Source organism: Mesorhizobium sp. M0983 (assembly GCF_040318975.1).
In the GTDB taxonomy this organism is placed as follows: Bacteria; Pseudomonadota; Alphaproteobacteria; order Rhizobiales; family Rhizobiaceae; genus Mesorhizobium.
Genome location: NZ_JAMYNH010000011.1, coordinates 65,233 through 89,108, shown reverse-complemented (window position 1 = coordinate 89,108; position 23,876 = coordinate 65,233). Strand labels below are relative to the sequence as shown.

The window sequence follows — 23,876 nt, the reverse complement described above, 5'->3', positions numbered from 1 at the left end:
AGGCCTGTCAGGCGGCCCGGGTCTCGATCAAGTCCCCGCTATGCCTCAGGCCGGCGCCTTGTCGCTGACGAAGACGTTCACTTCGCGGGCGGCGGCAATGAAGGCCCGTCTTGCGTTCATGGCCGGCTTGTCGCCGGCCAGCGCATCATGACAGGCTTGCAGCGCTTCGCGGTGCTTGGGGCTGCGCTTGCCGGGCCAATTGTTGAGGAGGTAGTCGGAAGCCTCGCGGGCCGTACGCAAGAGCTGATTGCTTCCCGCCGCGCCCTTGACGGTCACGGGTGTGTCAAATCGGTTGTTTTCCATCGCCGCTCTTACGCCATCGGCATTTGCGAAGCGAGACCGAAAGTAGCTTTCTTCGCTCATCTGCCTTTTTCGTGATCAATGGCCGCCGATCCTCACTCAAGCGACGACGGCAAATCCCCTGGCGCGCAGGCCGCGCCGGTCGTTGCGCAACGACGTGACCAGCCGGTCGCGGCTACCGTCGATATGAGATGAAAGCAGGCAGGCGGCCCCGTCGGCATCGCCGGCCCGCACCGCCGACAGAATGTCATGGTGTTCGGCCCAGGCACGGCCAAGCGCTGCCTCGTCGCGAACCTCGAGCCAGCGGGCGCGCGACAGGCGCGTCATCGCATCACGAACCGCTCTGAACAGGAACTCGTTGCCTGACAGGCGCGCCAGCTCGATATGAAAATCCATGCCGACACGATGCCATTCCTCGCGCGGCGTCTGGTCGTCGCAGGAATCGAGCATCGCCTCGATGATTTCGACGGCACCCCTGTCCTGCAAGGCACAAGTCAGCCTGACTGCCGCGACCTCGACCGCCTCGCGATAGACGGCGATCTGCTCCAGCTCGGCAAGATTGATGGGCGAGACCGTCCAGCCGCGGCCGTCGCGGCAGATCAGGCCTTCGGTCTCGAGCCGCAGTAACGCCGCCCTGACCGGCGTGCGCGAGGCGCCGAAGCGGCTTTCGACCCAGCGCTCCGTCAGCCGCTCGCCGGGACCGATCTCGAGCCCGAGGATCATCTCGCGAAGCTGCTTTTCGACGTTCTGCATCTGCGACATTGGCGTTCCGTTGTTGGAGCCGGTTCATTGGCCCTCTGCTCACCGGCCATTACTGGCGATCACTTTGCAGGGACCGCATTGACAGCGACCAGCCTTGCGTCCATGACGGATACCAGTTTGGTATCCCAAAATGGTATCCGCAGCAACCCAACGACAGCAGTCTCTGACATGCCGCAAGACGCCACCCTCGCCGTGCAAGGCACGCATAACGTCCACTGGCGCCGCAATCTCGCCGTGTGTTTTGCCGGCTCGTTCAGCACGCTCGCAGCGATGACGCTGCTGTTGCCGTTCCTGCCGCTCTACGTCGAACAGCTGGGCGCCGAGGGCCATGCGGCGATCGTGCAGTGGTCGGGCATCGCCTACGGCGCCACTTTCCTTGCTGCCGCGCTGGTCGCACCCCTGTGGGGGCGGTTAGGCGACCGCTACGGCCGCAAACTGATGCTGGTGCGCGCCAGTTTCGGCATGGCGATGTGCATGTCGCTGACCGGCATGGTGCAGACTGTCTGGCAATTGGTGTTCTTGCGCCTGCTGATCGGCTTTGCCGGCGGCTATTCTTCGGGCTCGACCATCCTGGTTGCCATGCAGACGCCGAAGGATCGCTCCGGCTGGGCGCTGGGCGTGCTGTCGGCCGGAATCACGGCCGGTGCCCTGGTCGGCCCGCTGCTCGGCGGCGCGCTGCCGCCGCTGATTGGCATCCGCGCCACATTCCTGCTCGCCGGCGGCGTCATTTTCCTGGCCTTTCTGGCAACCACCTTGCTGATCAAGGAGGCCCCTCGCCCGGTTGCCGCCAAGGCCGCGTCAGAAGAAAAGGCGAAAGGCGGCTGGTCGCAAATTCCCGACAAGCGCCCCGTCGTCGCCATGCTGGCGACCGGGACGCTGTTGAGTTTCGCCACCATGTCGATCGAGCCGATCATCACCGTCTATGTCCAGCAGCTCATCGAAGATCCGAGCCAGGTCACGCTGGTCTCCGGCATCGTCATGTCGGCGGCAGCGCTCGGCGCCATCCTGTCGGCGTCGCGGCTCGGCAAGCTCGCCGACCGTATCGGCCACTGGAACGTCATCGTTGCCGCGCTCGCAGTCTCGGCGCTGCTCCTGATCCCGCAGGCCTTCGTCACGCAAGGCTGGCAGCTCGTCGGCCTGCGTTTCCTGATGGGCGTGGCGCTTGGCGGTCTTTTGCCCTGCATCACCAGCGTCATCCGCCACAATGTGCCTGACGGCGTCGGCGGCAATGTGCTGGGCTTGTCGATCTCGGCGCAATATGTCGGGCAGGTCGCCGGACCGTTGCTCGGCGGCTTCGTTGGTGGCCATTTCGGCATGCGCGCGGTGTTTCTCGGCACATCCGTGCTGATGGCGGGCGGAGCGGCCTATAACTGGCTGGTCCAGTCGCGCCGCGAACGCGACATGCTGGCGGAAGCCGGCAAATCCTGACACGGTTCGCGCAGCGCTATCTCAGGCGGTCGCCAGCAATTACGGAGGCCTGGAAAATGAGCACGGATGAACACGCGGCAGGCAGCCGCATTCTGATTTTTGCCGGCGGCCTATGCGGCGCAACCGGCGTGGCGCTTTCGGCGGCGTCGGCGCATCTCGGCGGCGCTTTCGTCGGTACGGCCGCGTCCTTCCTGCTCATGCATGCGCCGGTTTTGCTTGCCGTCGGGCTGCTCGGTGGCAATACCATCCTGCGAAGCGGAAGCCTCATCCTCCTCGTCGGGCTTCTGCTGTTCTCGGGAGATCTCCTCGCTCGCGACTTCCTCGGCTCGCGGCTGTTCCCGATGTCGGCGCCGATCGGCGGCACCTTGCTGATCGGCGGCTGGCTGGTGATGGCCGCCTCGGCGCTGGTGCGCCCGCGCCGCCATTGATGCGACAACCAATGGCGGCCGCTGCTCTTTCACCAGCCGCGCTCGATCCACGAGCTCTGTCTTGCCAGCTCAGTCTCGCGGACGTTCGAGCCGGACTTGCCCGTCGCGCTTGGTCGTCTTGACCACACGCCGTCGCTCCGGCCGTTCGGTAGCCGGCGAGATGCCCCAATAATTGCGATAGATGTCTTCGAACAGATGCTTGACCGGGTGCATGGCTTAATCTCCTCTAGCTTATTTGAATCGATCCAATCAGCAGGCGAAAAAATGCGCTGCCAATCAGCTCCACTCGCGTCGCTTCAGGAAACGCAGGTCGCGAATCCACGGACCGGTCCTGTCGCGCCGCTTCCGGGCCTCCGCGCTCGAGCGGATGCTCCAGTCGTTCCGGTAAATGTCCTCGAACAGATAATTGACGGGGTGCATGGCACTCTCCTCTTGTATCGATCCAATCGGTAGAACGAAAAACGCTCTTGGATCGATTCAAAGAATACGCGCCGCACCATAAATGTCAAGCAAAAATTTGAATCGATCCAAGGAAGGTGTTAGGTAATCGGCGATACTGTTGGACCGGAATCCCGGAGACAAACACATGGCATCACTCACCGAAGGCAGCAGGAGGCCCATCCGGCTGGCCGACATCGCCAAAGCCGCGGGCGTATCACACGGCACTGCCTCCAATGTCTTCAGCCGTCCCGAAATCGTGCGCGAGGAAGTCCGCGAGCGGGTCAAGGCGGCGGCCGAGGCGCTGGGCTATGCCGGCCCCGATCCCAAGGGCCGCCTGCTGCGTGCCGGCAAGGTCAATGCGATCGGCGTCGCCACCACCGAGCCGCTGTCCTATTTCTTTGACGACCCCTTTGCCCGCGTGATGATGGCCGGCATTTCGGAGGCCTGCGACGCCACCGGCGCGGGAATTGCTCTGGTGTCGGCTGGCAACGAGGAAAAACTTGCCTGGAACATCCAGAGCGCCCTGGTCGACGGCTTCATCCTGTTCTGCATCGAGGGCGGTCCGCGTCTCGTCGAGCTGACGCGCGAACGAAAGCTGCCCTTCGTTGCGCTCGAGTTCGGCTCGCAGGACGACACGGTCTCGGCGATCAGTATCGACAATGTTGCCGGCGGCCGGCTCGCGGCGCACCATCTGGCGGTACTTGGACATCGCCGCTTCGCCGTGTTATCGCTGGCCTTCGCCGACGACAGCACCGGTCTTGTCTCGCCCGAGCAGGTCCGGACAGCGTCGTATACCGGAACCCGTGACCGCCTCCTCGGCTATTTCGAAGAGCTTTCCAGGTTCGGTGTCGACACCGCCAAGGTGCCGGTCTACGAGACCGAAAACGACAAGGCGAGCACAAGGGCTGGTCTCGAAACCATCTTCGCCTCGGCGGAACCGCCGACCGCCATCCTGGCGATGTCGGACCGGATCGCAATGGTGGCATTGGAATGGCTCAACGCACGGGGCATCGCGGTTCCCCGCGATGTTTCCGTCGTCGGCTTCGACGGCGTGCCTGAAGCCGCAATTTGCGAGCCTCCGCTCACCACCATCGCCCAGCCGATCGCCGAGATCGGCCGCCGGGCAGCGCGAAGAATCCTCGACTTCGACGGCACGGTGCGGCGAGAAACGCTCGACGTCGAACTTGTCGTCAGGGCATCGTCCGGACCGCCGCCGAGCATAGCTTGAGGCCGGCAGATCGAGCGTCCAGGTTTATCGGTTCGCTTGCGCGGCCATCGGCCCAATTTCAAAGGACGAGCGGGCCGCCTCGTTGCGGACCGGCTTGCCCTTTCCGGACCAGCCGATGGCAGACAGCCACTCCAGATAGAAGGCGAGCGCGAACTGCATGGCGATGCCGGCGGCGAGCAGCAGACTGTCATAGGCAATGCCGCCCGGGTTGATCAGCTTCATCACTTGCGCCGCCATGGCAATCACCGTTCCGGCAATGAAAACCGGCAACGAGCGTTTGCCCAATATGGCGAGCGGATTGTCACGACCGGTGCGGAACAGGTTCGAGACGGAAGGCAAGGCGACGACCAGGTAGCTCATCGCCAGGATGTGCAGCAGTCGCGGCAACGACAGGAATGTCTTGTCGAAACCGGTCAGCACCACCGGCAGGTCGAGCCATGACACATGCCCCCACAGCGGGCTGTGCACCCAGACGAGCGCCGTGAGCACATAGGTGGCGGCGGCGCCGACCAGCCAGAGATTGACCGGGATGGTGCCGCCGCGCCGCACATGCAACACGCTGGCCATGCCGATATTGAACAGCAATTGCCATGACAGCGGATTGAGGAACCAGAACCCGGGCTCCGGGTAGTTCGGTGGCGCGATCTGGTAGATTCCGGCAAGCAGCCAAAGGGCTGCGGATACGGCAAGCGCCGCCAGTGGCCGATAGCTGATGAACAGCAGGAAGGCCGGCGCCATCAACAGCAGCGCTGCATAGACCGGCAGTATGTTGTTGTAACCGAGCTGATGGCCGAGCGTGACGATGCCGACCAGGACTTGTGGCGGGTTTCTGACGAGCGGCTCGATGTTGATCAGCGTCAGAAGGTCCGGCCGTTTCGCAAACACCGCCGCCGCGCAGAAGATAGCCATGACCACCATCGTCGTGACGATGTGGGTGACATAGAGCACGCCGGCGCGGCGCCACATTTTCAGCGTTGCAATCAGCCGGTTTCCCGGCTGGAATTTGGTGCCGTAGGCGAGAGCGACGGACATGCCGGAGATCAGCACGAAGGCCTCGGCCGCATCCGAAAACCCGAAATTCTTGTAGGTCAGGGTTTCGAAAACGGTGCCCGGCACATGGTCGATGAATATGGTCAGGAGGGCGAGAGCCCGGAACACGTCAATACGCGTATCGCGTTCCGGCGAAACTGGCATGGTCATCGATAAAAGGCCTTAAAGCTGGTTGTTCATGCCGGCATGCGACCACCCGGGCGACCACCCGGCGCACACTGCTTCGATCCCTCCCGCGGGGGATTATATCGGCAAAGAAACGGACTGAAATGCGCCCGGTTCAATCAACTTTCGCGGAGCTTGAAAATATTTCGTTTTGAAGCCGGCAAATTAACGAAAGTAACGCGAAATCAAAAGGATGTGACTATGGCCGAGGAGAGCCTCGAAGACGGTATTTTGCAGGAAAATTCAGGCTTTTTCTACCGGCTCCATCGACCCGCCAATTTACCCGGTGACTGGCTGTTCCTGCAGCATGGATCGGGAGTCGATGAGACGACCTTGCTGCCGCTTGGCCGGCAAATCGCGCCGCATGCGGCGCTGGTTGCGGTCCGTGGCCGCATCCCTCAGGAGGGCGGGTTCCGCTGGTTCACGCGAATCACCCCGACGCGTTTCGAACAGGCGAGCATCCGTGCGGAGGCGGACGCATTCGCGGGCTTCGTCGACGGCATCGCGAAGCGCCACCGCTTCGATCTCAGCCGCGCGACCTTTGTCGGTTATTCGAACGGCGCCAATCTGGTCTCAAGCGTCATGCTGCTGCATCCGGGCCTGATCGAGCGCGCCGCATTGCTGCGTCCGATGCCGGTGCTTGACGAGGTGCCGCCGGCCGACCTGTCGAAGGCGCGGGCGTTGATCATCGCCGGCGCCGCCGACCTGACCTATGCGCCATTCGCGCCGGTGTTGGCCGCCCTGCTGAGTTCGCATGGCGCCAAGGTCGAGACCCAAACCATTGCCTCCGGCCATGAAATCGGCGATCCGGACGCCGAGATCGTCAGGCAATGGCTGGCGGATCCTGCGGTCGCCGTTGCAACGTCAGATCGATGAGCCTCGAAGCTATCCTCGCCCCATGCGGTTCCAGGCGTCCAGCCCGGCGATCTTGTAGGCTTCGGCCAGCGTCGGATAGTTGAAGGTGTTGTTGACGAAGAAGTCGACGGTGCCGCCGAGATTGATGACCGCCTGGCCAATGTGGATGAGTTCGGTCGCGCCCTCGCCGACGATATGGGCGCCGAGCAGACGGCGTGTTTCGATCGAGAACAGAAGCTTCAGGAAGCCGGTATTGACGCCCATGATGTGGCCGCGCGATGTCTCGCGAAACCGCGCCACGCCGACCTCGTAGGCAGCACCACTCTCGCGCACCTGCTCCTCCGACTGGCCGACGGTGGAGATTTCCGGCACGGCGTAGATGCCGTAGGGAAAGGTTTCGGGCGGCGGCGGCAAGGGCACGCCGAACGCATGGCAGGCGGCCACCCTGCCCTGTTCCATCGAGGTCGAGGCCAGGCTCGGAAAACCGATGACGTCGCCGGCGGCATAGATGTTGGGCGCGCTGGTCTGGAAGGTCTGCGGATCGACCTTGATGCGGCCCCTGGAATCGGACTCGATGCCGACCGCTTCCAAGCCCAGGCTGCCGACATTGCCGGTACGCCCGGCAGCATAAAGCACCATCTCGGAACGTATGGTGCGGCCGTCTGCCAGCATCACCTCGGCATAATCGGGTTTGGAGGCGATCTCCTTGACGGCGCTGCCCAAGCGGATGGTCATGCCGCGGTCGCGCATCTGATGGATGAAGTCGTCGACGATCTCGCGGTCGACGAAATCCAACATGGTATTGCGCGGCTCGACCAGCGTCACCGGAACGTCGAGCGCGGAAAAGATCGTCGCATATTCGACGCCGATGACGCCGGCGCCGATCACCGTCAGCGTGCGCGGCAGCCGGTCGAGCTCCAGCATCTCGTCGCTGTCGAAAATCCGTGTTTTGTCGAACGGCACGTCGCGCGGCCGGTGCGGCCGGGTGCCGACCGCGATCAGTGCATGGGCGAAGCCAACCTCGCTGTAGTCGCCGGTGTCGGTGGTCAGGCTGACCTTATTGGGGCCGAGGAATTTTGCCGCGGCGCGAGCGCTCTTGACCGTGTTGCGCATGAACTGGTGCTGCAGCACCTCGACCTCATGGTCGAGCGTCTTGTGCAGGCGCTCGACCAGATCGCCGACCGAAATGTCCTGCTTGACCCGGTAGCCGCGTCCATAAAAGCCGCGCTCACGCCAGCCGGAGAGGTTGAGCACCGTCTCGCGCAACGTCTTCGACGGTATGGTGCCAGTGTGTACCGACACGCCGCCGAGACGCCGGCCCCTGTCGACCACCAGCACCGACTTGCCGAGCTTGGCCGACTGCACCGCGGCGCGGCGCCCGGATGGGCCGCTGCCGATGACCAGCATGTCGTAGTCCATGTCGCCCCGTCCCCTCGGCTCGGCACCTTTTGTTGCGCCGCAGCAAGCTAACGCTATCCGCGCCATGAATTCAACAAGTCAGACGGCGCCGGGCACTCCGTCACCATCTACGGTGGCGAATGGTTCGATCTTGATTCCACCGCGAACCTTCACCATTTCATCAATACGCGGCCCGTGCATTAACCCGGGTTCGATTACGAGGAAATGACATGAACGCTCGCGTTCTCGACGGCGAAATCATCACCAGCAGGCTCGAAGACGTCCGCGCCTATGAGGGCGTGCGCACGCGGCGCATTCTCGCCTTCGTCATCGATTATTTCATCGTCGCGCTGCTCACCATTCCTTTCGCGATCCTGGTGTTCTTGTTTGGGCTGTTGACGCTCGGCCTCGGCTGGATGCTGTTTTCCATTCTCGTGCCGGCCGTCGCCATCCTCTACATCTGGAACACGCTCGGCAGTAAAGATCAGGCCACCGCCGGCATGAAGATGATGGGCATCCGGCTCGACCGGCTCGACGGCAGCCGCATCGACGGGTTGACTGCCGTCGTCCATTCGGTGTTGTTTTGGGCCGGCAATGTCATCCTCTCGCCGCTGGTCCTGCTGGTGAGCCTGTTTTCCGACCGCAAGCGCACGCTGCACGACCTGCTGCTCGGCACGGTCGTCAGCCGCAGCGGCCGCTGAGCGGCTTTGAAGCGCGGCCGCAGCCTTTGCGCACAAAAGTGAAGACGTCCATTCACAGGCTTTCACAATCCTGTTGAATTTTTCGGCGTCCGCGCCAAAGGTAGAGCGATTCGCAGGAGTGTTTCCAAGGCTCGATGACGCAGCACCCGACCCAGTCGCCACAGTTCTTTCTGACCGCGCCCTCGCCGTGTCCCTATCTCGAGGGGCAGTTCGAGCGCAAGGTGTTCACTCACCTGGTCGGCGACAAGGCCCCCGAGATGAACGATCTGTTGACGCAGGGCGGTTTCAGGCGGTCGCAGAACATCGCCTACAGGCCGGCCTGCGAGACCTGCCGCGCCTGCGTGTCGGTGCGCATCCTGGCGCAGGAATTCACCGCCAGCCGCAACATGAAACGCGTCATACAGCATAATTCGGATCTGGTCGGCGCCATGCACGACGCCGAACCCTCCACCGAGCAGTATTCGCTGTTCCGCAGCTATCTCGACGCCCGCCACCGCCGTGGCGGCATGTCCGACATGACCGTGCTCGACTACGCCATGATGGTCGAGGATACCCATGTCGACACCAAGGTCATCGAATACCGTCGCCGCGGACCTGATAGCTTCATCACCGGCAAGGGCCAGGGCGAACTGATCGCCGTGGCCCTCACCGACAAGATGGCCGATGGCCTGTCGATGGTCTATTCCTACTTCAACCCGGACTTCGAGGACCGTTCCCTCGGCACCTTCATGATCCTCGACCACATCGCCCGCGCCAGGGCGATGGGGCTGCCCCATGTCTACCTGGGCTACTGGGTCAACGGCTCGCGCAAGATGAATTATAAGATGCGCTTCCAGCCGCAGGAGCATCTCGGCCCGAAAGGCTGGGAACGCTACAATCACGAAGCGGTTTCGCGCTGATTTCCGCTTTCGGTATTCACCCTTAAATTGTTTCGAGGAGGATGCCGCTGGGCTTCCGGCCGATCGGCGGAAGACCGGGCGGGTCAATTTTGCGCCTCCAAGCCTATCGCGAGAATTGCTGCATGTCTTCCCACAACGACCACCAGAGAGGCCTTCTGATCACCACCATCGGCGGGTTGACGCTGACCGTCGACATTCCGCTGATCCGGCTCGCCGACGGCGAGGCATGGACGATCCTGCTCTTGCGCACCGGCACGACCTTCGTGGCCACGCTCGTCATCTGGGCCATCTGGCGCTCGCTGAGCGCAAAGGCACCGCAGCTTATCCCGGGCTGGTCAGGGCTCATCGTTGCCGCCCTCTACGGACTCGGCTCGATCGCCTTCATCACTGGCGTCTACAACACCTCGACCGCCAACCTCGTTTTCATCCTGGCCTTCACCACCATGTTCGCGGCCCTTTTGTCGTGGCTATTCCTGAAGGAGAGGCCACAGCCCCTGACGGTCGCAGCGTTGGCATTGATGATCGCCGGCGTCGTGATGATTGTCGGTGATTCCGTCGGAACCGGGCATCTCTTCGGCGACCTGATGGCACTATGCTCCGCCTTCATGATCGCCGCGGCCATCACCATCTCCCGCGCCAGCGGCAAGGATATGGGCTTCACCGCGCTGATCGGAGTCGTGCTGCCGCTGGCCGTCGCCGCCCTGATGGTTTCCAAGGTGGGTTTTCACGTCAACGCACCGTGGTGGATCGTCTTCAACGGCGCCGTCATCATGCCGATTTCATTCTTCTGCCTCGCCAACGGTCCGAAATATATTTCCGGGCCGGAAGTGGCGATGTTCTATCTGTTAGAAACCGTGCTGGCGCCGGTCTGGGTGTGGATGATCTTCGCCGAGACCCCGTCGCGCAACAGCCTGATCGGCGGCACGATCCTCATCGTCACCTTGATCGGCCATTCGCTCTGGCAGTTGCACGAGGGACGTAAGCGCCGCGCCACGCTCGCCGTCAGTCACCCGGCCTGATTCTTTTTCGCGGCGGCGCGTTCGGCGACAATTTCGATCTGCGGCGGTGCATCTTCCTGCTCCGCCGGTTCGGCGGCAGCGAGTTCATCGGTCAGCTCCACCTCGCGCAGCCATTCACGCCAGATCGCGACCAGCAGGGCCATCAGCACCGGGCCGATGAACAGGCCGAGAAAACCCATTGTCTTGACGCCGCCGATCAGGCCGAAAAAGGTTGGCAGGAAGGGCAGCTTTATCGGCCCGCCAACCAGCTTCGGGCGCAATGTCTTGTCGACGACGAAGAGTTCGACGGCGCCCCAGATGAACAGCGCCAGGCCGGCCATCGGCGAGCCGCTGGCGGCGAGATAAATCGAGACCAGCGTGAACGACAGCGGCGCGCCGCCGGGGATCAGCGCCATGATGCCGGTCAGTGCGCCGAGCGTCACCGGCGACGGCACGCCGGCCAACCAGTAAGCGATGCCCAGCACCAGCCCTTCGCCGATGGCGATAACCGTCATGCCGGTGACGGTCGAGGAGATCGTCGCCGGCACCACGCGTGAGATCCGTTCCCATCTGGCCGGCAGGATGCGTTCGCCGAGGCGATCGACCTGCCCGGCGAAATGCTCGCCGTCGCGATAGGCGAAGAACAGCGCGATCATCATGAACAGCAGCGTCAGCAAAAGGCCGAAGGCGCTGCCGCCGGCGGCAAGCACGCCGCGATAGATGCTGCCGATATTGGCGCCGCTGATCAGCTGGATCAGTTCGCCGATACCGCCTGGATGGCCAACGTTGACCGTCCATTGTTCATTGAGCCATTCGCCTACCACAGGCAGCGTGGCGATCCAGTGCGGCGTCGGCGCGCCGTAGCGGTTGGTCTCGATCGCCCAGCCGACCCATTCGCGCACCTCGTTGATGGCATAGGTGCCGGCAAGCGCGATCGGCACCACCAGGAAGGTCAGGATGAACAGGATCGCAAGGGTCGCGGCGATCGTGCGGTTGCCGCCGACGCCGGCGAGCAGCCGCCGATAGAGCGGCCAGCTGGCGAAAGCGATCACCAGGGCGGCAAGGACCGGGAATAGGAAGCCGTGGAAGAAATAAACGCCGGCGGCGACGATCAGCACCAGGAGCCAGCGCGCCGCCGACAGCGGCGGAATGACAGCGGCCCTGAGCGGCGTCGACAGGCCAAACAGGCGCTGCTGCCGCTCCGGCTTCTGTATCCTGACTTCCTTCAAGCGACTACCTCCCCAACGCCCCGTGTCGTCCAGATGCGTTATCCCCGCGATTTCCCATGGCGAAGCTTATGCACTGATATAGTGCAGCAATCGTGACGGCATTCCAATTTGGTCGAAAGGAGCCCGAAACAAAAAACCCGCCTTGGCAGGCGGGTCGTCGGTGCGAATCAGCACCATAGCGAAATTAGTAGCATAGCTGCCGGCACAAAGCAAGAACAAAATGCGCCGCCGGGCACGAAAACACGAATTCCCTTTCACCACCTCGCCTGACCGCCCCCCGAAAGGTCATGCTCCTTCGCGCGCCTACCCGAACTTGCCCGTGCGCGGAAAGCCCTTTGGCACCATGCGGCCGGCCGAGGCGCGGGCGCCGATCCATTCGGCAAGCTCGTCACGCGATTTGGTGAAGGTGCGATCTGCCGAATCCTGCCAGGACAGACCGCTTGCGAGCGTGAAGGTCTTGAGGTCGAGGACACCGCCATCCTTGTATTTCTGCAGGCGCACGCCCTTGCCGCGTCCCATCTCCGGGATCTCGGCCAGCGGGAACACCAGCATCTTGCGGTTCTCGCCGACAATGGCGAGATGGTCGCCGGCGACAGTCACGCAGCGCTGGGCCTCGTCGGGCGCCTTGACATTCATCACCTGCTTGCCCTTGCGGGTGTTGGCGACGACCTCCTCTTCCTGCACGATGAAACCGTTGCCGTCATGCGAAACCAGCAGCAGCTTGCGCTTGGGATCATGGACGAAGGCGGTGACGATATCCTGGTCGTTGTCCATGTCGACGATGATGCGGATCGGCTCACCATGGCCACGCCCACCCGGCAGCCGGTCGGCGCCGATCGTGTAGAACTTGCCGCCGGTGGTGAAGACCAGCACCTTGTCGGTCGTCTGGGCATGGAAGGCGAGCTTGAGGCTGTCGCCTTCCTTGAAGGTCAGGGCAGAGTGATCGGTCAGATGACCTTTCATGGCCCTCAGCCAGCCCTTTTCCGATACGACGACGGTGACCGGCTCGCGCTCGATCATGGCGTGGGCGATATCGGTCAGGTCATGTTCGGGTGCATCTGCGAACTCGGTCCGGCGCTTGCCGATCTCGGTCTCGGGCCCATATTTCTGGCGAACATTGGCGACTTCCCACTTGATCGTCGCCCACTGCTTGGCGTCGGACGCAAGTAGCGCCTCGATCTGCTTCTTCTCGCCGGTCAGGCCGTTGAATTCCTCACGAATCTCGAATTCCTCGAGCTTGCGCAGCGCCCTCAGCCGCATGTTGAGGATGGCTTCGGCCTGGGTGTCGGTGAGTGACCAGCGGGCCATCATCACCTGCTTGGGCTCGTCCTCCTCGCGGATGATCCTGATCACCTCGTCGATGTTGAGGTAGGCGATCAGATAGCCGGCGAGGATCTCCAGCCGCCTCTCGATCTCGCCGAGACGGTGCTTGGAGCGGCGGATCAAGACGTCGCGGCGGTGCTCAAGCCACTCCTTGAGCACGCCTTTCAGCGACAGCACGTTCGGCACCTTGCCGCGCGACAACACGTTCATGTTGAGCGGAAAGCGGCTTTCGAGCTCGGTCAGCTTGAACAGCGATTCCATCATGATGCCGGGATCGACCGAGCGGCTCTTCGGCACCAGCACGACGCGGATGTCCTCGGCGCTCTCGTCGCGGATATCCTCGAGCAACGGAAGCTTGCGCGCAATCAAGAGCTCGGCGATCTTTTCGATCAGCCTGGCCTTCTGGACGCCGTAGGGGATCTCGGTGACGACTATGTTCCAGGTGCCCCTGCCCTGGTCCTCCTGGCTCCATTTCGCCCTGACGCGAAAGCCGCCGCGACCCGTTTCGTAGGCTTCGAGGATCGAGGCTCGGCTGTCGACGATGATGCCGCCGGTCGGGAAATCCGGACCTTGCACGAAGTCCATCAGCTTGGTGACGGGCGCATCCGGATGATCGATCAGGTGAAGCGCGGCGTCGCAAAGCTCGGCCGCATTGTGCGGCGGGATCGAGGTCGCCATGCCGACGGCGATGCCGGACGAGCCGTTGGCAAGCAGGTTCGGGAAGGCGCCGGGCAGCACGGCCGGCTCCTCGTCTTCCTCGTTGTAGGTCGGGCGGAAATCGACCGCGTCCTCGGTGATGCCTTCCAGCAGCAGCGTCGACACGTCGGTCATGCGCGCTTCGGTGTAGCGCATGGCGGCGGCGTTATCGCCGTCGATATTGCCGAAATTGCCCTGCCCGTCGACCAGCGGGTAGCGCATCGAAAAATCCTGCGCCAACCGCACCAATGCGTCGTAGATCGACTGGTCGCCATGTGGATGGAACTTGCCCATCACCTCGCCGACGATGCGGGCGCATTTGGCAAAGCCCTGGTCGGGGTTGAGCCGCAACAAGCGCATGGCATGCATTATGCGGCGATGCACCGGCTTCAACCCGTCGCGCACGTCCGGCAGCGCCCGGTGCATGATGGTCGACAGCGCGTAGGCGAGATAGCGCTCTTCCAGCGCCTTCTTCAGATCGACCGGCTCGATATTGTCGCCGCCGCCAGTTTCAGGCGGCAAAAGCCTTTTTCCCATGGGCTGGCACTAGCCGAGCGGGTGATTCGCGGCAAGAGGCGCCGGCATACGTCCTCCTAAAGCGCGTCGCGTTCGACCGGCCTTATGCGCGCGCTCTAGGTCCTTGTTTTGATCCATGTCGCGCAAAACCGCTGCACACTTTTGCGCGACCTGCATTGTGCAACAGGAATTGGAAGCGTCGCGACGCCGGCCAACATCAATCCGTTACATCCGGCTTCTATCGCAAGCCTGATGGATCGGGTTTGCCTTTGGCCGCGATTTTCGACCATTGTGCCGAGGCCCGCCTTTTTCCGGTCCAGTTCGTCGCTGAATGGTGACGACGCGACGATTTGAAAAGAATTTCAGGACACTCTCAGGGGAGCTCTCGATGACGATCAGACACTCGACACTTATTAAAAGACTGGCTTTTTCGACCTTTTTGCTGACGCTGCCGCTGAATGCGGCGTTCGCGCAGGATACCGCGGTCGCCGACCGGCTGAAGGCTGCCCTCGCCGCCCAGGGCGTCGACCTCTCCTGGACCGGAGTAACCGGCGACACCTCCAGCATGGTTCTGCAAGGCGTAGCGGTCAGACCGGCGGCCGAAAAGGAGGCGCTCAAGATCGGCGACGTCAAGCTCGAAGGCGTGACCGAAGCCAATGGCGGCTATCAAATCGCGACCGTATCGACTTCGCCGTTCGAACACAGCGAAGATGGCGTCACGCTCAATCTCAGCCCCTTCGTCATCCACGACATGACGGTTCCGGCCGAAGGCGCAAGCGGTCCGCTGGGCTCGCTGATGATGTACAAATCGGCCGAGCTCGAAAACATGACCGTCAAGGTCGCCGACAAGCCTGCCTTCTCGATGGACGGGCTTGCCATCGCAATCACGCCGCCGGCCGACGGCAAGGCCATGGCGTTCTCCGGCACCACGGAAAAGTTCACTGCCGACCTGACGCTGGTCGAAGATCCGAAGTCCAAGGAAGTCATCAACGCACTCGGCTACCAGAACATATCGGGCAATCTTGAGATGGAAGGCACCTGGCAGCCTACCGACGGCAAGATGGATTTGTCGAAATACGAAATTTCGGTCGACAATGCCGGCACATTCGGTATGACCTTCAATCTCGGCGGCTACACGCTGGATGTCATCAAATCGATGCAGGAGATGCAGAAGAAGATGGCAGCTCAGCCTGAAGGCGCCGACAATTCGGCGCAAGGCATGGCCATGCTCGGGCTGCTGCAGCAGCTATCGTTCAACAGCGCCTCGATCCGCTTCGACGACGATTCGCTGACCAAGAAGGTGCTCGATTATGCCGGCAAGCAGCAAGGCATGTCCGGCAAGGACATTGCCAACCAGGCCAAGGCGATCGTGCCATTCGGCATGGCGCAGCTCAACAATCCGGAACTGACGGCGCAGGTTTCGGCCGCGGTCAACAAGTTCCTCGACGATCCGCAGAGCATCGAGGTCTCGGCCGAGCCGCCGGCAGCGGTGCCGTTCGCGCTGATCATGGCGGGCGCCATGTCCAACCCGCTCGACCTGCCGAAAACGCTTGGCGTGACGGTTACCGCGAACGAAGACTGACCGAGACAGCCTTCAAGCAAAAAGCCCGGCAGCGATGCCGGGCTTTTTTATGAATCCACAGGACCGGTTCGGAGCGTTTCCTAAACCTCTTTCTTCGTTGCCACGACGCGCAGCGACAATTCGCGAAGCTGCTGCGGACTGGCTTCCGACGGGGCGTTCATCAACAGGTCGTAGGCCTGCTGGTTCATCGGGAACATGGTCACTTCGCGCAGGTTCCTGGCACCGACCAGAAGCATGACGACACGGTCGATGCCGGCCGCCATGCCGCCATGCGGCGGCGCGCCATACTGGAAGGCACGGTAAAGGCCGCCGAAGCGTTCCTCGACGGTTGCGCGGTCCAGCCCGACCGTTTCGAACGCCTTGACCATGGTTTCCGGCAGATGGTTGCGAATGCCGCCTGAGGCGATCTCGAAACCGTTGCAGACCATGTCGTACTGGAACGCCTTGATGCCGAGCAGATCCTCGCCGTTAAGCGCATCGATGCCACCTTGCGGCATCGAGAACGGATTGTGCGCGAAGTCGATCTTCTTCTCCTCCTCGTTCCATTCGAAGAACGGGAAGTCGACGATCCAGCACAATTCGAAGCGATCACGGTCGACAAGGTTGAGCTCCTCGCCGGCGCGGGTGCGCGCCGCACCCGCGAAGGAGACGAATTTCTTCGGGTCGCCGGCGACGAAGAAAGCGGCATCGCCATCGGCAAGGCCGAGTTGTTGGCGGATCGCCTCCGTGCGCTCCTCGCCGATGTTCTTGGCCAGCGGCCCGGCGCCTTCGAGCTTCTCGCCCTCCTTGCGCCAGAAGATGTAGCCCAGCCCGGGCTGGCCCTCGCCTTGCGCCCATGAGTTCATGCGGTCGCAGAAGGCGCGCGAACCGCCGGTCTTGGCCGGAATGGCCCAGACCTCGGCCTTCGGATCGTTGGCAAGGATGTTGGCAAATACCTTGAAGCCGGAATCGCGAAAATGATCGGAGACGGCTTGCATCTCGATCGGGTTGCGCAGGTCCGGCTTGTCGGTGCCGTATTTGCGCATGGCGACATCATAGGCGATGCGCGGAAACTTCTGCGTCACCGGCTTGCCGGCCGCAAAGGTCTCGAACACGCCCCGCATCACCGGCTCCATGGTGGTGAACACGTCCTCCTGCTCGACGAAGCTCATCTCAACGTCGAGCTGGTAGAATTCACCCGGCAGACGGTCGGCGCGCGGGTCCTCGTCGCGAAAGCACGGCGCAATCTGGAAATAGCGGTCGAAGCCGGACACCATGATCAGCTGCTTGTACTGCTGGGGGGCCTGCGGCAGCGCGTAGAAAGTGCCGGGGTGAATGCGCGACGGCACCAGAAAGTCGCGCGCCCCTTCCGGCGACGAGGCGGTCAGGATCGGCGTCGAGAATTCGGTGAAGCCGACCTCGCCCATCAGCTTGCGCATCTCGGCGATGATTTTCGTCCGCGCGACGATATTCTTGTGCAGCGTGTCGCGCCGCAGATCGAGGAAGCGGTATTTGAGGCGGATGTCTTCCGGATAATCCGGCTCGCCGAAGACCGGCAGCGGCAATTCCTTGGCCGCCGACAGAACCTCGATCTCGCGCGCGAAAATCTCGATCTCGCCGGTCGGCAAATTGGGGTTCACGGTGTCGGCGAGGCGCGCCTTGACCTCGCCGTCGACGCGGACGACCCATTCGCCGCGCAGGGTCTCGGCAATCTTGAAGGCCGGCGAATCCGGGTCGGCAACGATCTGGGTCAGGCCGTAATGGTCGCGCAAATCGATGAACAGCAGGCCGCCATGGTCGCGCACGCGATGCACCCAGCCCGACAGGCGAACGGAGGAACCGACGTCGCTCTTCCTCAACTGGGCACAGGTATGGCTGCGGTAACGATGCATTGTCATTCGTAAAGTCCGGATGTTGGGTTGCGGCCAAGGCCTGATGGCCCAGCCTGAAAATTTGCGCGAAAAGCACATGAGAGGCTGCGTTTGTCAAGGCAAGCGGCGCCCGGGACGAGTTCGCGTTCTTCCCGCCCCTGTCCCACCGGCATCAATTTATGCCAGAGGCGTTAATCCGAGTTCGCCGCTCTGTCCGGCAGTTCAACTATGCACCTTATCCCTTGACCCCGCCTGCGGTGAGGCCGGAGATGATCTTACGCTGGAAGATCAGGACGAGGATGACGAGCGGCACGGTGACGATCACCGATGCGGCCATGATGTTGCCCCACGGGATCTCGAACTGCGAGCTGCCGGAGAGCAGCGCGATGGCGACCGGCACGGTTCGCTGCTCGTTGTTGGAGGTAAACGTCAGGGCGAACAGGAATTCGTTCCACGCACCGATGAAGGCGAGAAGCCCGGTGGTCGCCAGCGCCGGCCACATCAGCGGCAGGAAAACGCGGCTGATGATGATCCAGGGCGTGGCGCCGTCCAGGATCGCCGCTTCCTCCAGCTCGATCGGCAGGTCGCGAACGAAGGCGGTGAGCACCCAGACGGTGAACGGCAAGGTGAAGATCATATAGGACAAGATCAGCGCGAACGGCGAATTGTAGAGGCCGAAGGCCCGGATCAGCTCGAACAGACCGGCAAGCACCGCCAATTGCGGGAACATCGAGACGGACAGGATAATGAGGAGCAGAGCCGAGCGGCCGCGGAAGCGGATGCGCGCCAGGGCATAGGCGGCGGTGACGCCGAGGAACAGCGAAATGACGACAACGGCGCTCGAGATGAACAGCGAGTTCACGAGGTTGCGCAGGAAGGTCCCCTCGGTGAAAACGGTCCTGTAATTGCTGAAGGTGATCGTCTTCGGCCAATAGTCGATCTGGAAGAGCGCCGTCCCTGATTTCAGGCTGGTGACGATGGCGTAGTAAAACGGGAACACCGCGACGACGACGATAACGGCGACGAGGAGGTAGAAAGCCGTGCGCTTGACGATCCACATGGTCAGCAGCCCCACATGATCAATAGTCCTTGTCCAGTCTTATCCGGCCGAGCCACAGAACGAGCATGGTCAGCAAAGCGAGGATGAGGAAGAGCAGCGTCGAGGCGGCGGAGCCGTAGGCAAACTTGTCGAACTCGAACAGGCTTTCGCGGGCAAACACCGACATCGACTTGGTGTGGATGTTGTTTGGCGTGAGCACGTAGATCAGGTCGAAGATGCGCAGCGCATCGAGACCGCGGAAGATCATGGCCACCATCAACGCCGGCCGGATGAGCGGCAAGGTGATCTTCCAGAAAACTTTCCACGCGCCGACGCCGTCGAGCTTGGCGACCTCGTAGATTTCTTGTGGAAGCATCTGGAGGCCGGCGAGAATGAGAAGCGCCATGAACGGGGTCGCCTTCCAGATGTCGACAATGAGGATGGCGACCATGGCCGTGTCGGCGCTAGCCGTCCAGGCGATCTTGGTGCCGATCAGGCCGAGCTTGAGAAGGACGTCGTTGACGATGCCGAACTGGTCGTTGAGCATCCACTGCCACATTTTCGCCGAGACGATCGTCGGGATGGCCCAAGGGATTAGAATCGCGGCGCGCACGATGCCGCGGCCGCGAAACTTGGTGTTGAGCACCAGCGCGACGATCATGCCGAGCACCGTCTCGCAGGTTACCGAAATCACCGCGAAGCGCACCGTATTCCAGACGGCGCGCCACCAGACCGGATCGGCGAGCAGCCCGTCATAGATGACGCGGCCGCTCGGCATTTGCAGGATGGAGAAATAATTGGCGAAGCCAACCCAGCGACGGGCTTCCAGGTCGGCGAGCGAGGCATCGGTGAAGCCGAAATAGATCGTGCGCATCAACGGCCAGCCGGCAACGGCGGCGAGCACGATGAGCATCGGGGCAAGCAGCAGCCATGCCGAGCGCACACGCTGACGCGCCAGCAGCGAGCCTGAGCACGGCGAGGTCACCAGGCGGTGCCCTTGAGCCTGGTCAAGGAGAACTCCAGATCGGCGAGGTTGTCGGCGGCCGTGCCCTCGCCGGACATGGTGTTGTGGACGGCGGTCCAGAACTCGCTCGATGCCTCATTGTACCTGGTCTTGGCCTGGGCCGAGGGACGCGGCACCGCGTTGAGGACGACTTCCTTCCAGCGCGGGATAACCGGCTGGGCGCTGGCGATGTCGGCATCGTCATAGAGCGCCTGAATGGTCGGCAGATATGCCCCCTTCAAGGCGCGGTACTTCTGCATCTGAGGCGAAGCGATCCATTTGACCAGCTCGACGGCTGCGGCCGGGTTCTTCGAATATTTGGAAACCGCAAGATTCCAGCCGCCAAGCGTTGCTGCCGGGCGGGCGCCCTCACCCGACCCGGACGGCAGCGTCGTCACCTCGAACTTGCCCTTGATGGGGGAGCTTTCGCTGTTGCCAAGCGCATAGGCGTAGGGCCAGTTGCGCATGAAGACGGCGTTGCCGGTCTGCCAGACACCGCGCGACTCTTCTTCCTGATAGGCCAGAATGCCGGGAGGCGAGATGGTTCCCACCCAACTCCTCGCCATTTCCAGCGCCGCGGCTGCTTGCGGGTTATTGATGGAGATCGTGCCGTCCGGCTCGATGATCTGACCACCGCCGTTCGACTTCACCCATTCGAGTGCATCGCAGGTCAGTCCCTCATAGGCGTTGCCCTGGAAAACGAAGCCCCACATGTCCTTGTTGCCGCCCTCGCGTTCCTTGTCCATGACAAGCTTGGCAGTATCGGCAAGCTCGGCCCAGCTGGTCGGGACCTTGGCGCCGTATTTGTCGAGGAGATCCTTGCGGTAGTAGAGCGCCGGAGCGTCGGTGAATATCGGCAAGGCGACGAGCTTGCCGTCGACGGTCTGCGATTTGATGATCGATGGGAAATGAGCGCCGACGACATCCTTGGTCGCCGCGGTCAGGTCGACGAGCTGCTTTGCAAGCTGGGGGGCCCAAATGACGTCCGTCTGATAGACGTCAACGTCGCTGTTTCCAGCGGCAAGCCACAGCCTGTATTGACTAAACTGGTCGGTCCCCGAGGGCGGCACCGGAACCACGCTAACCTTGTTGCCGGTCTTCTTCTCGTATTGATCGAGGATCTCGCGAAGGATTCTCTGGCCGTTGCCGGTATCGCCCGACACCATGGCGAGGTCGACAGCCCGCGCCGGCCCGGCCGCCAGAACTGCGGCCACGGCAAATCCAGCGAATGCGGAACGAAACTTCATGATGTCGGATCTCCCTTTGGAGCTTCAGGCAGCAGCAGAAACGGACGTCGATGCCCGACACCGTCCTCAGCACACCCGCAGCTCACAAGACGCGCATTCGCCCACCAGCACTGAACTACAAAGATACGCCTTGAGTTCCCAACACGGAACGTCCGGCGCGAAGCGGCAGCCCCCGGCTGGCCCCAACGCCTCCGGGAATTGCCGCTGGCATTGGCGAAGGCGATGGTTCAAGAAGGATCAACGACAGGCTTTCCTTCATGTCCTCCATCCGCCCGCTGATCCCGCTCCTGATCGCCGCCGGCATCCTGCTCGGCGGCAACGGCCTGCAGAGCACTTTGATTGCGCTGCGTGGTGCGCAGGAGGGTTTTCCCGCTTCCTCTATCGGCCTGATGGGCACGTTCTATTTCGCCGGCTTTTTGCTCGGCTGCCTTGCCGTCACCCGCATCATGAAGTCCGTCGGCCATGTGCGCGCCTTTTCCGCGCTGGCGGCGATCGCCTCGGCGGGAACGCTGCTGCTGGTGCTGGTCATCGATCCGGTGATGTGGTGCGCCGTGCGCTTTGCCGGCGGGTTCTGCTTTGCCGGCCTGTTCACCATCATGGAAGCCTGGCTGAATTCCGGCGTCACCAACACCGACCGGGCGCGGGTGCTTGCCATTTACCGCATGGTCGACATCGGTTCGGTGACGGGCGCCCAATTCCTGATCCCGATCTTCGGCGCTGGCGGCTTTGCCATCTTCGCCATCATGTCGATGATGATCACCGTGTCGCTGGTGCCGGTTTCGCTCGGCGACCGCTCCAACCCGACGCCGCCGGAAGACGTCAAACTCGATTTAGCACGCGTCTGGCGCATCTCGCCGCTTGGCTGCTTCGGCTGCATCGCCGTCGGCGTGACCAACAGCGCCTTCCGCACCCTGTCGCCGGTCTATGCCGAGCAGATCGGCATGTCGGTCGCCGACGTCGTCACCTTCGTCAGCGTCGGCATTTTCGGCGGCGCCATCATCCAATATCCGCTTGGCTATCTCTCCGACCGCTGGGACCGGCGCTCGGTGCTGCTGATGACGACGTGCTGTGCGATGGTGGCGGCACTGGCGCTGGCGTTCGTGGCAGGCGGCAGCCCGTTCCTCAACTTCCTGCTCGTCTTTATCTTCGGCTGCTTTGCCATGCCGCTCTATTCGTTGTCGGCGGCGCATTCCAACGACCGCGCCGACAAGGGCGAGTTTGTGCTGATCAACGCAGCCTTGATGCTGTTTTATTCCTTCGGCGCCATTGGCGGCCCCTTCGCAGCCTCGACGGTGATGCAATATTTCGGGCCGAGCGCGCTGTTCGTGTTCAGCGCCACCGTCTATGCGATCTTCGTGACGGTCATCCTTTTCCGGATGCGGGCGCGCTCTGCTGTGCCGGCGAGCCATCGCAGCCGTTTTACGGCGCTGTTGCGCACATCGACGGTTTTTGCCCGGTTGGCGAAGCGGAATGCCGATCCCGATGAACCCGCAAAGCCCGATAAAGGTGCTTGCGCTTGACGAAAGCGCGCGCGGCTGAAATTGAAAGAGACCCTATCCTTGCCAAAAGCGATTTGATGCACGTCATCACCACCCAGAACGAACTCGAGACCGTTATTGCCGCTTTCGAAAAGGCGGAATTCGTCACCGTCGATACCGAATTCATTCGCGAGACGACCTTCTGGCCGATCCTGTGCCTGATCCAGATGGCAGCGCCCGGCGTGACGGCGCTGATCGATCCGCTGTCGCCCGACATCGACCTGAAACCGTTCTTCAGGCTGATGGCCAACGAGGCGATCGTCAAAGTCTTCCATGCGGCGCGGCAGGACATTGAAATCATTGTGCATCTCGGCGATCTGGTGCCGCATCCGGTGTTCGACACCCAGGTCGCGGCGATGGTCTGCGGCTTCGGCGACAGCGTCTCCTACGACCAGCTGGTGCAGCGCATCACCGGCGCGCGGCTCGACAAGTCGTCGCGTTTCACCGACTGGCGCCATCGTCCGCTGTCCGAAAAGCAGCTCGACTACGCGCTCGCCGACGTCACCCATCTGATCGAAGTCTACAAGCACCTCAGCGCCGAGTTGGTGCGGGAAAACCGCGCCCACTGGCTGAACGAGGAGATGGACGTGCTGACCTCGCGCGAGACCTACGATCCGCATCCCGAGGATGCCTGGAAGCGGCTCAAGATGCGGCTGCGCAAGCCACAGGAACTGGCGATCGTGCAGGCGGTGGCCGCCTGGCGCGAACGCGAAGCGCGCGAGCGCGACGTGCCCCGCGGCCGGGTGCTCAAGGACGATGCGATCTACGAAGTAGCGCAGCAGGCGCCGCGCGATACGGCGGCGCTGAGCAAGCTGCGTACCACGCCGAAGGGCTGGGAGCGCTCGTCGACGGCGACGGCACTGCTTGGCGCAGTCAACGCTGCCCTGGCGCTGCCCAGGGAAGAGATGCCGAAGCTGCCGAAGAGCTTCCAGCCGCCGGAGGGGTCGAGCGCCGCGGCGGAGTTGCTGAAGGTGCTGCTGCGGATCGTTGCCGAAAAGGAAGGTGTCGCATCGAAGGTACTCGCCTCCAGTGACGACATCGATCGCATCGCTGCAGAGGGCGAGGACGCCGATGTGCCGGCATTGCAAGGCTGGCGGCGCGCCGTCTTTGGCGAGGCCGCGCTCAGGCTGGTGCGCGGTGAACTCGCGATCAGGTTCGACAAGCGCAAGATCGCCGTGTTCGATTTGTAGGCTTGAGCTT

The 23,876-nt window shown here is 62.6% G+C and carries 22 protein-coding genes; 10 read left to right on the top strand and 12 right to left on the bottom strand.

What is annotated here, in order from left to right:
- Positions 1-45: 45 nt before the first annotated feature.
- Complete coding sequence (locus tag NKH71_RS20565) at positions 46-303, bottom strand: DUF982 domain-containing protein (protein WP_023674477.1); 258 nt, start codon at positions 301-303, stop codon at positions 46-48.
- Between the two features lie 96 nt (positions 304-399).
- Complete coding sequence (locus NKH71_RS20560) at positions 400-1,062, bottom strand: GntR family transcriptional regulator (protein WP_023717262.1); 663 nt, start codon at positions 1,060-1,062, stop codon at positions 400-402.
- 168 nt (positions 1,063-1,230) lie between these two features.
- On the opposite strand from NKH71_RS20560, the gene NKH71_RS20555 reads away from it, so the two are divergent.
- Complete coding sequence (locus NKH71_RS20555; protein ID WP_023717261.1) at positions 1,231-2,490, top strand: multidrug efflux MFS transporter; 1,260 nt, start codon at positions 1,231-1,233, stop codon at positions 2,488-2,490.
- A gap of 56 nt (positions 2,491-2,546) precedes the next feature.
- Positions 2,547-2,918: a DUF423 domain-containing protein gene (locus NKH71_RS20550; protein ID WP_023717260.1), complete on the top strand. Its 372-nt coding sequence runs from the start codon at positions 2,547-2,549 to the stop codon at positions 2,916-2,918.
- 69 nt (positions 2,919-2,987) lie between these two features.
- Here NKH71_RS20550 and NKH71_RS20545 read toward each other — a convergent pair whose 3' ends face one another.
- Both NKH71_RS20545 and NKH71_RS20540 read right to left on the bottom strand, forming a co-directional pair.
- Complete coding sequence (locus tag NKH71_RS20545; protein ID WP_023717259.1) at positions 2,988-3,131, bottom strand: hypothetical protein; 144 nt, start codon at positions 3,129-3,131, stop codon at positions 2,988-2,990.
- Positions 3,132-3,194: 63 nt separating this feature from the next.
- The gene (locus NKH71_RS20540) at positions 3,195-3,338 is read right to left on the bottom strand and encodes a hypothetical protein (protein ID WP_023717258.1); all 144 of its coding nucleotides are present in this window, start codon (positions 3,336-3,338) and stop codon (positions 3,195-3,197) included.
- 166 nt (positions 3,339-3,504) lie between these two features.
- On the opposite strand from NKH71_RS20540, the gene NKH71_RS20535 reads away from it, so the two are divergent.
- Complete coding sequence (locus tag NKH71_RS20535; protein WP_352640053.1) at positions 3,505-4,587, top strand: LacI family DNA-binding transcriptional regulator; 1,083 nt, start codon at positions 3,505-3,507, stop codon at positions 4,585-4,587.
- 24 nt (positions 4,588-4,611) lie between these two features.
- Here NKH71_RS20535 and NKH71_RS20530 read toward each other — a convergent pair whose 3' ends face one another.
- Positions 4,612-5,787: an OpgC family protein gene (locus NKH71_RS20530; protein WP_352895304.1), complete on the bottom strand. Its 1,176-nt coding sequence runs from the start codon at positions 5,785-5,787 to the stop codon at positions 4,612-4,614.
- Between the two features lie 216 nt (positions 5,788-6,003).
- Here NKH71_RS20530 and NKH71_RS20525 point away from each other — a divergent pair, with 216 nt between their 5' ends.
- On the top strand, positions 6,004-6,678 hold the full coding sequence (locus NKH71_RS20525) for an alpha/beta hydrolase (RefSeq protein ID WP_352495298.1): 675 nt from the start codon (positions 6,004-6,006) through the stop codon (positions 6,676-6,678).
- A gap of 9 nt (positions 6,679-6,687) precedes the next feature.
- On the opposite strand, the gene sthA is transcribed toward NKH71_RS20525, so the two are convergent.
- Entirely contained in the window at positions 6,688-8,076 is a 1,389-nt protein-coding gene (gene sthA / locus NKH71_RS20520) for a Si-specific NAD(P)(+) transhydrogenase (protein WP_023717254.1), read from the bottom strand.
- A 209-nt stretch (positions 8,077-8,285) separates the two neighbouring features.
- Here sthA and NKH71_RS20515 point away from each other — a divergent pair, with 209 nt between their 5' ends.
- From NKH71_RS20515 to NKH71_RS20505, 3 genes are all read left to right on the top strand, one after another.
- Positions 8,286-8,756, top strand: coding sequence for an RDD family protein (locus NKH71_RS20515; protein ID WP_352789619.1), 471 nt, complete (start codon positions 8,286-8,288; stop codon positions 8,754-8,756).
- Between the two features lie 134 nt (positions 8,757-8,890).
- Entirely contained in the window at positions 8,891-9,655 is a 765-nt protein-coding gene (locus NKH71_RS20510) for an arginyltransferase (protein ID WP_023717252.1), read from the top strand.
- A gap of 122 nt (positions 9,656-9,777) precedes the next feature.
- Positions 9,778-10,674, top strand: a complete 897-nt coding sequence (locus NKH71_RS20505; RefSeq protein WP_352789621.1) for a DMT family transporter — start codon at positions 9,778-9,780, stop codon at positions 10,672-10,674.
- Here NKH71_RS20505 and NKH71_RS20500 read toward each other — a convergent pair.
- Positions 10,662-11,882 (bottom strand): AI-2E family transporter, encoded by a 1,221-nt coding sequence (locus tag NKH71_RS20500; RefSeq protein ID WP_023717250.1) that lies wholly within the window; start codon positions 11,880-11,882, stop codon positions 10,662-10,664. The two genes, NKH71_RS20505 and NKH71_RS20500, sit on opposite strands and share 13 nt — an antisense overlap.
- A 303-nt stretch (positions 11,883-12,185) precedes the next feature.
- Positions 12,186-14,438, bottom strand: coding sequence for a DNA topoisomerase IV subunit A (gene parC / locus NKH71_RS20495; RefSeq protein WP_023717249.1), 2,253 nt, complete (start codon positions 14,436-14,438; stop codon positions 12,186-12,188).
- Positions 14,439-14,805: 367 nt separating this feature from the next.
- On the opposite strand from parC, the gene NKH71_RS20490 reads away from it, so the two are divergent.
- Positions 14,806-15,999, top strand: coding sequence for an aq_1923 C-terminal domain (locus NKH71_RS20490; RefSeq protein ID WP_023717248.1), 1,194 nt, complete (start codon positions 14,806-14,808; stop codon positions 15,997-15,999).
- Positions 16,000-16,079: 80 nt separating this feature from the next.
- Here the strand turns inward: NKH71_RS20490 and aspS are convergent, their stop codons facing one another.
- From aspS to NKH71_RS20470, 4 genes are all read right to left on the bottom strand, one after another.
- The gene (gene aspS / locus NKH71_RS20485; RefSeq protein ID WP_352895314.1) at positions 16,080-17,870 is read right to left on the bottom strand and encodes an aspartate--tRNA ligase; all 1,791 of its coding nucleotides are present in this window, start codon (positions 17,868-17,870) and stop codon (positions 16,080-16,082) included.
- A 214-nt stretch (positions 17,871-18,084) separates the two neighbouring features.
- Positions 18,085-18,909 carry a carbohydrate ABC transporter permease gene (locus tag NKH71_RS20480; protein ID WP_352789686.1) on the bottom strand — a complete coding sequence of 275 codons (825 nt, stop codon included), beginning with the start codon at positions 18,907-18,909 and terminating at the stop codon, positions 18,085-18,087.
- 19 nt (positions 18,910-18,928) lie between these two features.
- Positions 18,929-19,801, bottom strand: a complete 873-nt coding sequence (locus NKH71_RS20475; protein ID WP_352895313.1) for a carbohydrate ABC transporter permease — start codon at positions 19,799-19,801, stop codon at positions 18,929-18,931.
- A 68-nt stretch (positions 19,802-19,869) separates the two neighbouring features.
- Positions 19,870-21,138, bottom strand: a complete 1,269-nt coding sequence (locus tag NKH71_RS20470) for an ABC transporter substrate-binding protein (protein WP_352495294.1) — start codon at positions 21,136-21,138, stop codon at positions 19,870-19,872.
- A gap of 257 nt (positions 21,139-21,395) precedes the next feature.
- On the opposite strand from NKH71_RS20470, the gene NKH71_RS20465 reads away from it, so the two are divergent.
- Both NKH71_RS20465 and rnd read left to right on the top strand, forming a co-directional pair.
- On the top strand, positions 21,396-22,658 hold the full coding sequence (locus tag NKH71_RS20465; protein WP_352789625.1) for an MFS transporter: 1,263 nt from the start codon (positions 21,396-21,398) through the stop codon (positions 22,656-22,658).
- 56 nt (positions 22,659-22,714) lie between these two features.
- On the top strand, positions 22,715-23,866 hold the full coding sequence (rnd, locus tag NKH71_RS20460) for a ribonuclease D (protein WP_023717241.1): 1,152 nt from the start codon (positions 22,715-22,717) through the stop codon (positions 23,864-23,866).
- Positions 23,867-23,876 lie beyond the last annotated feature (10 nt).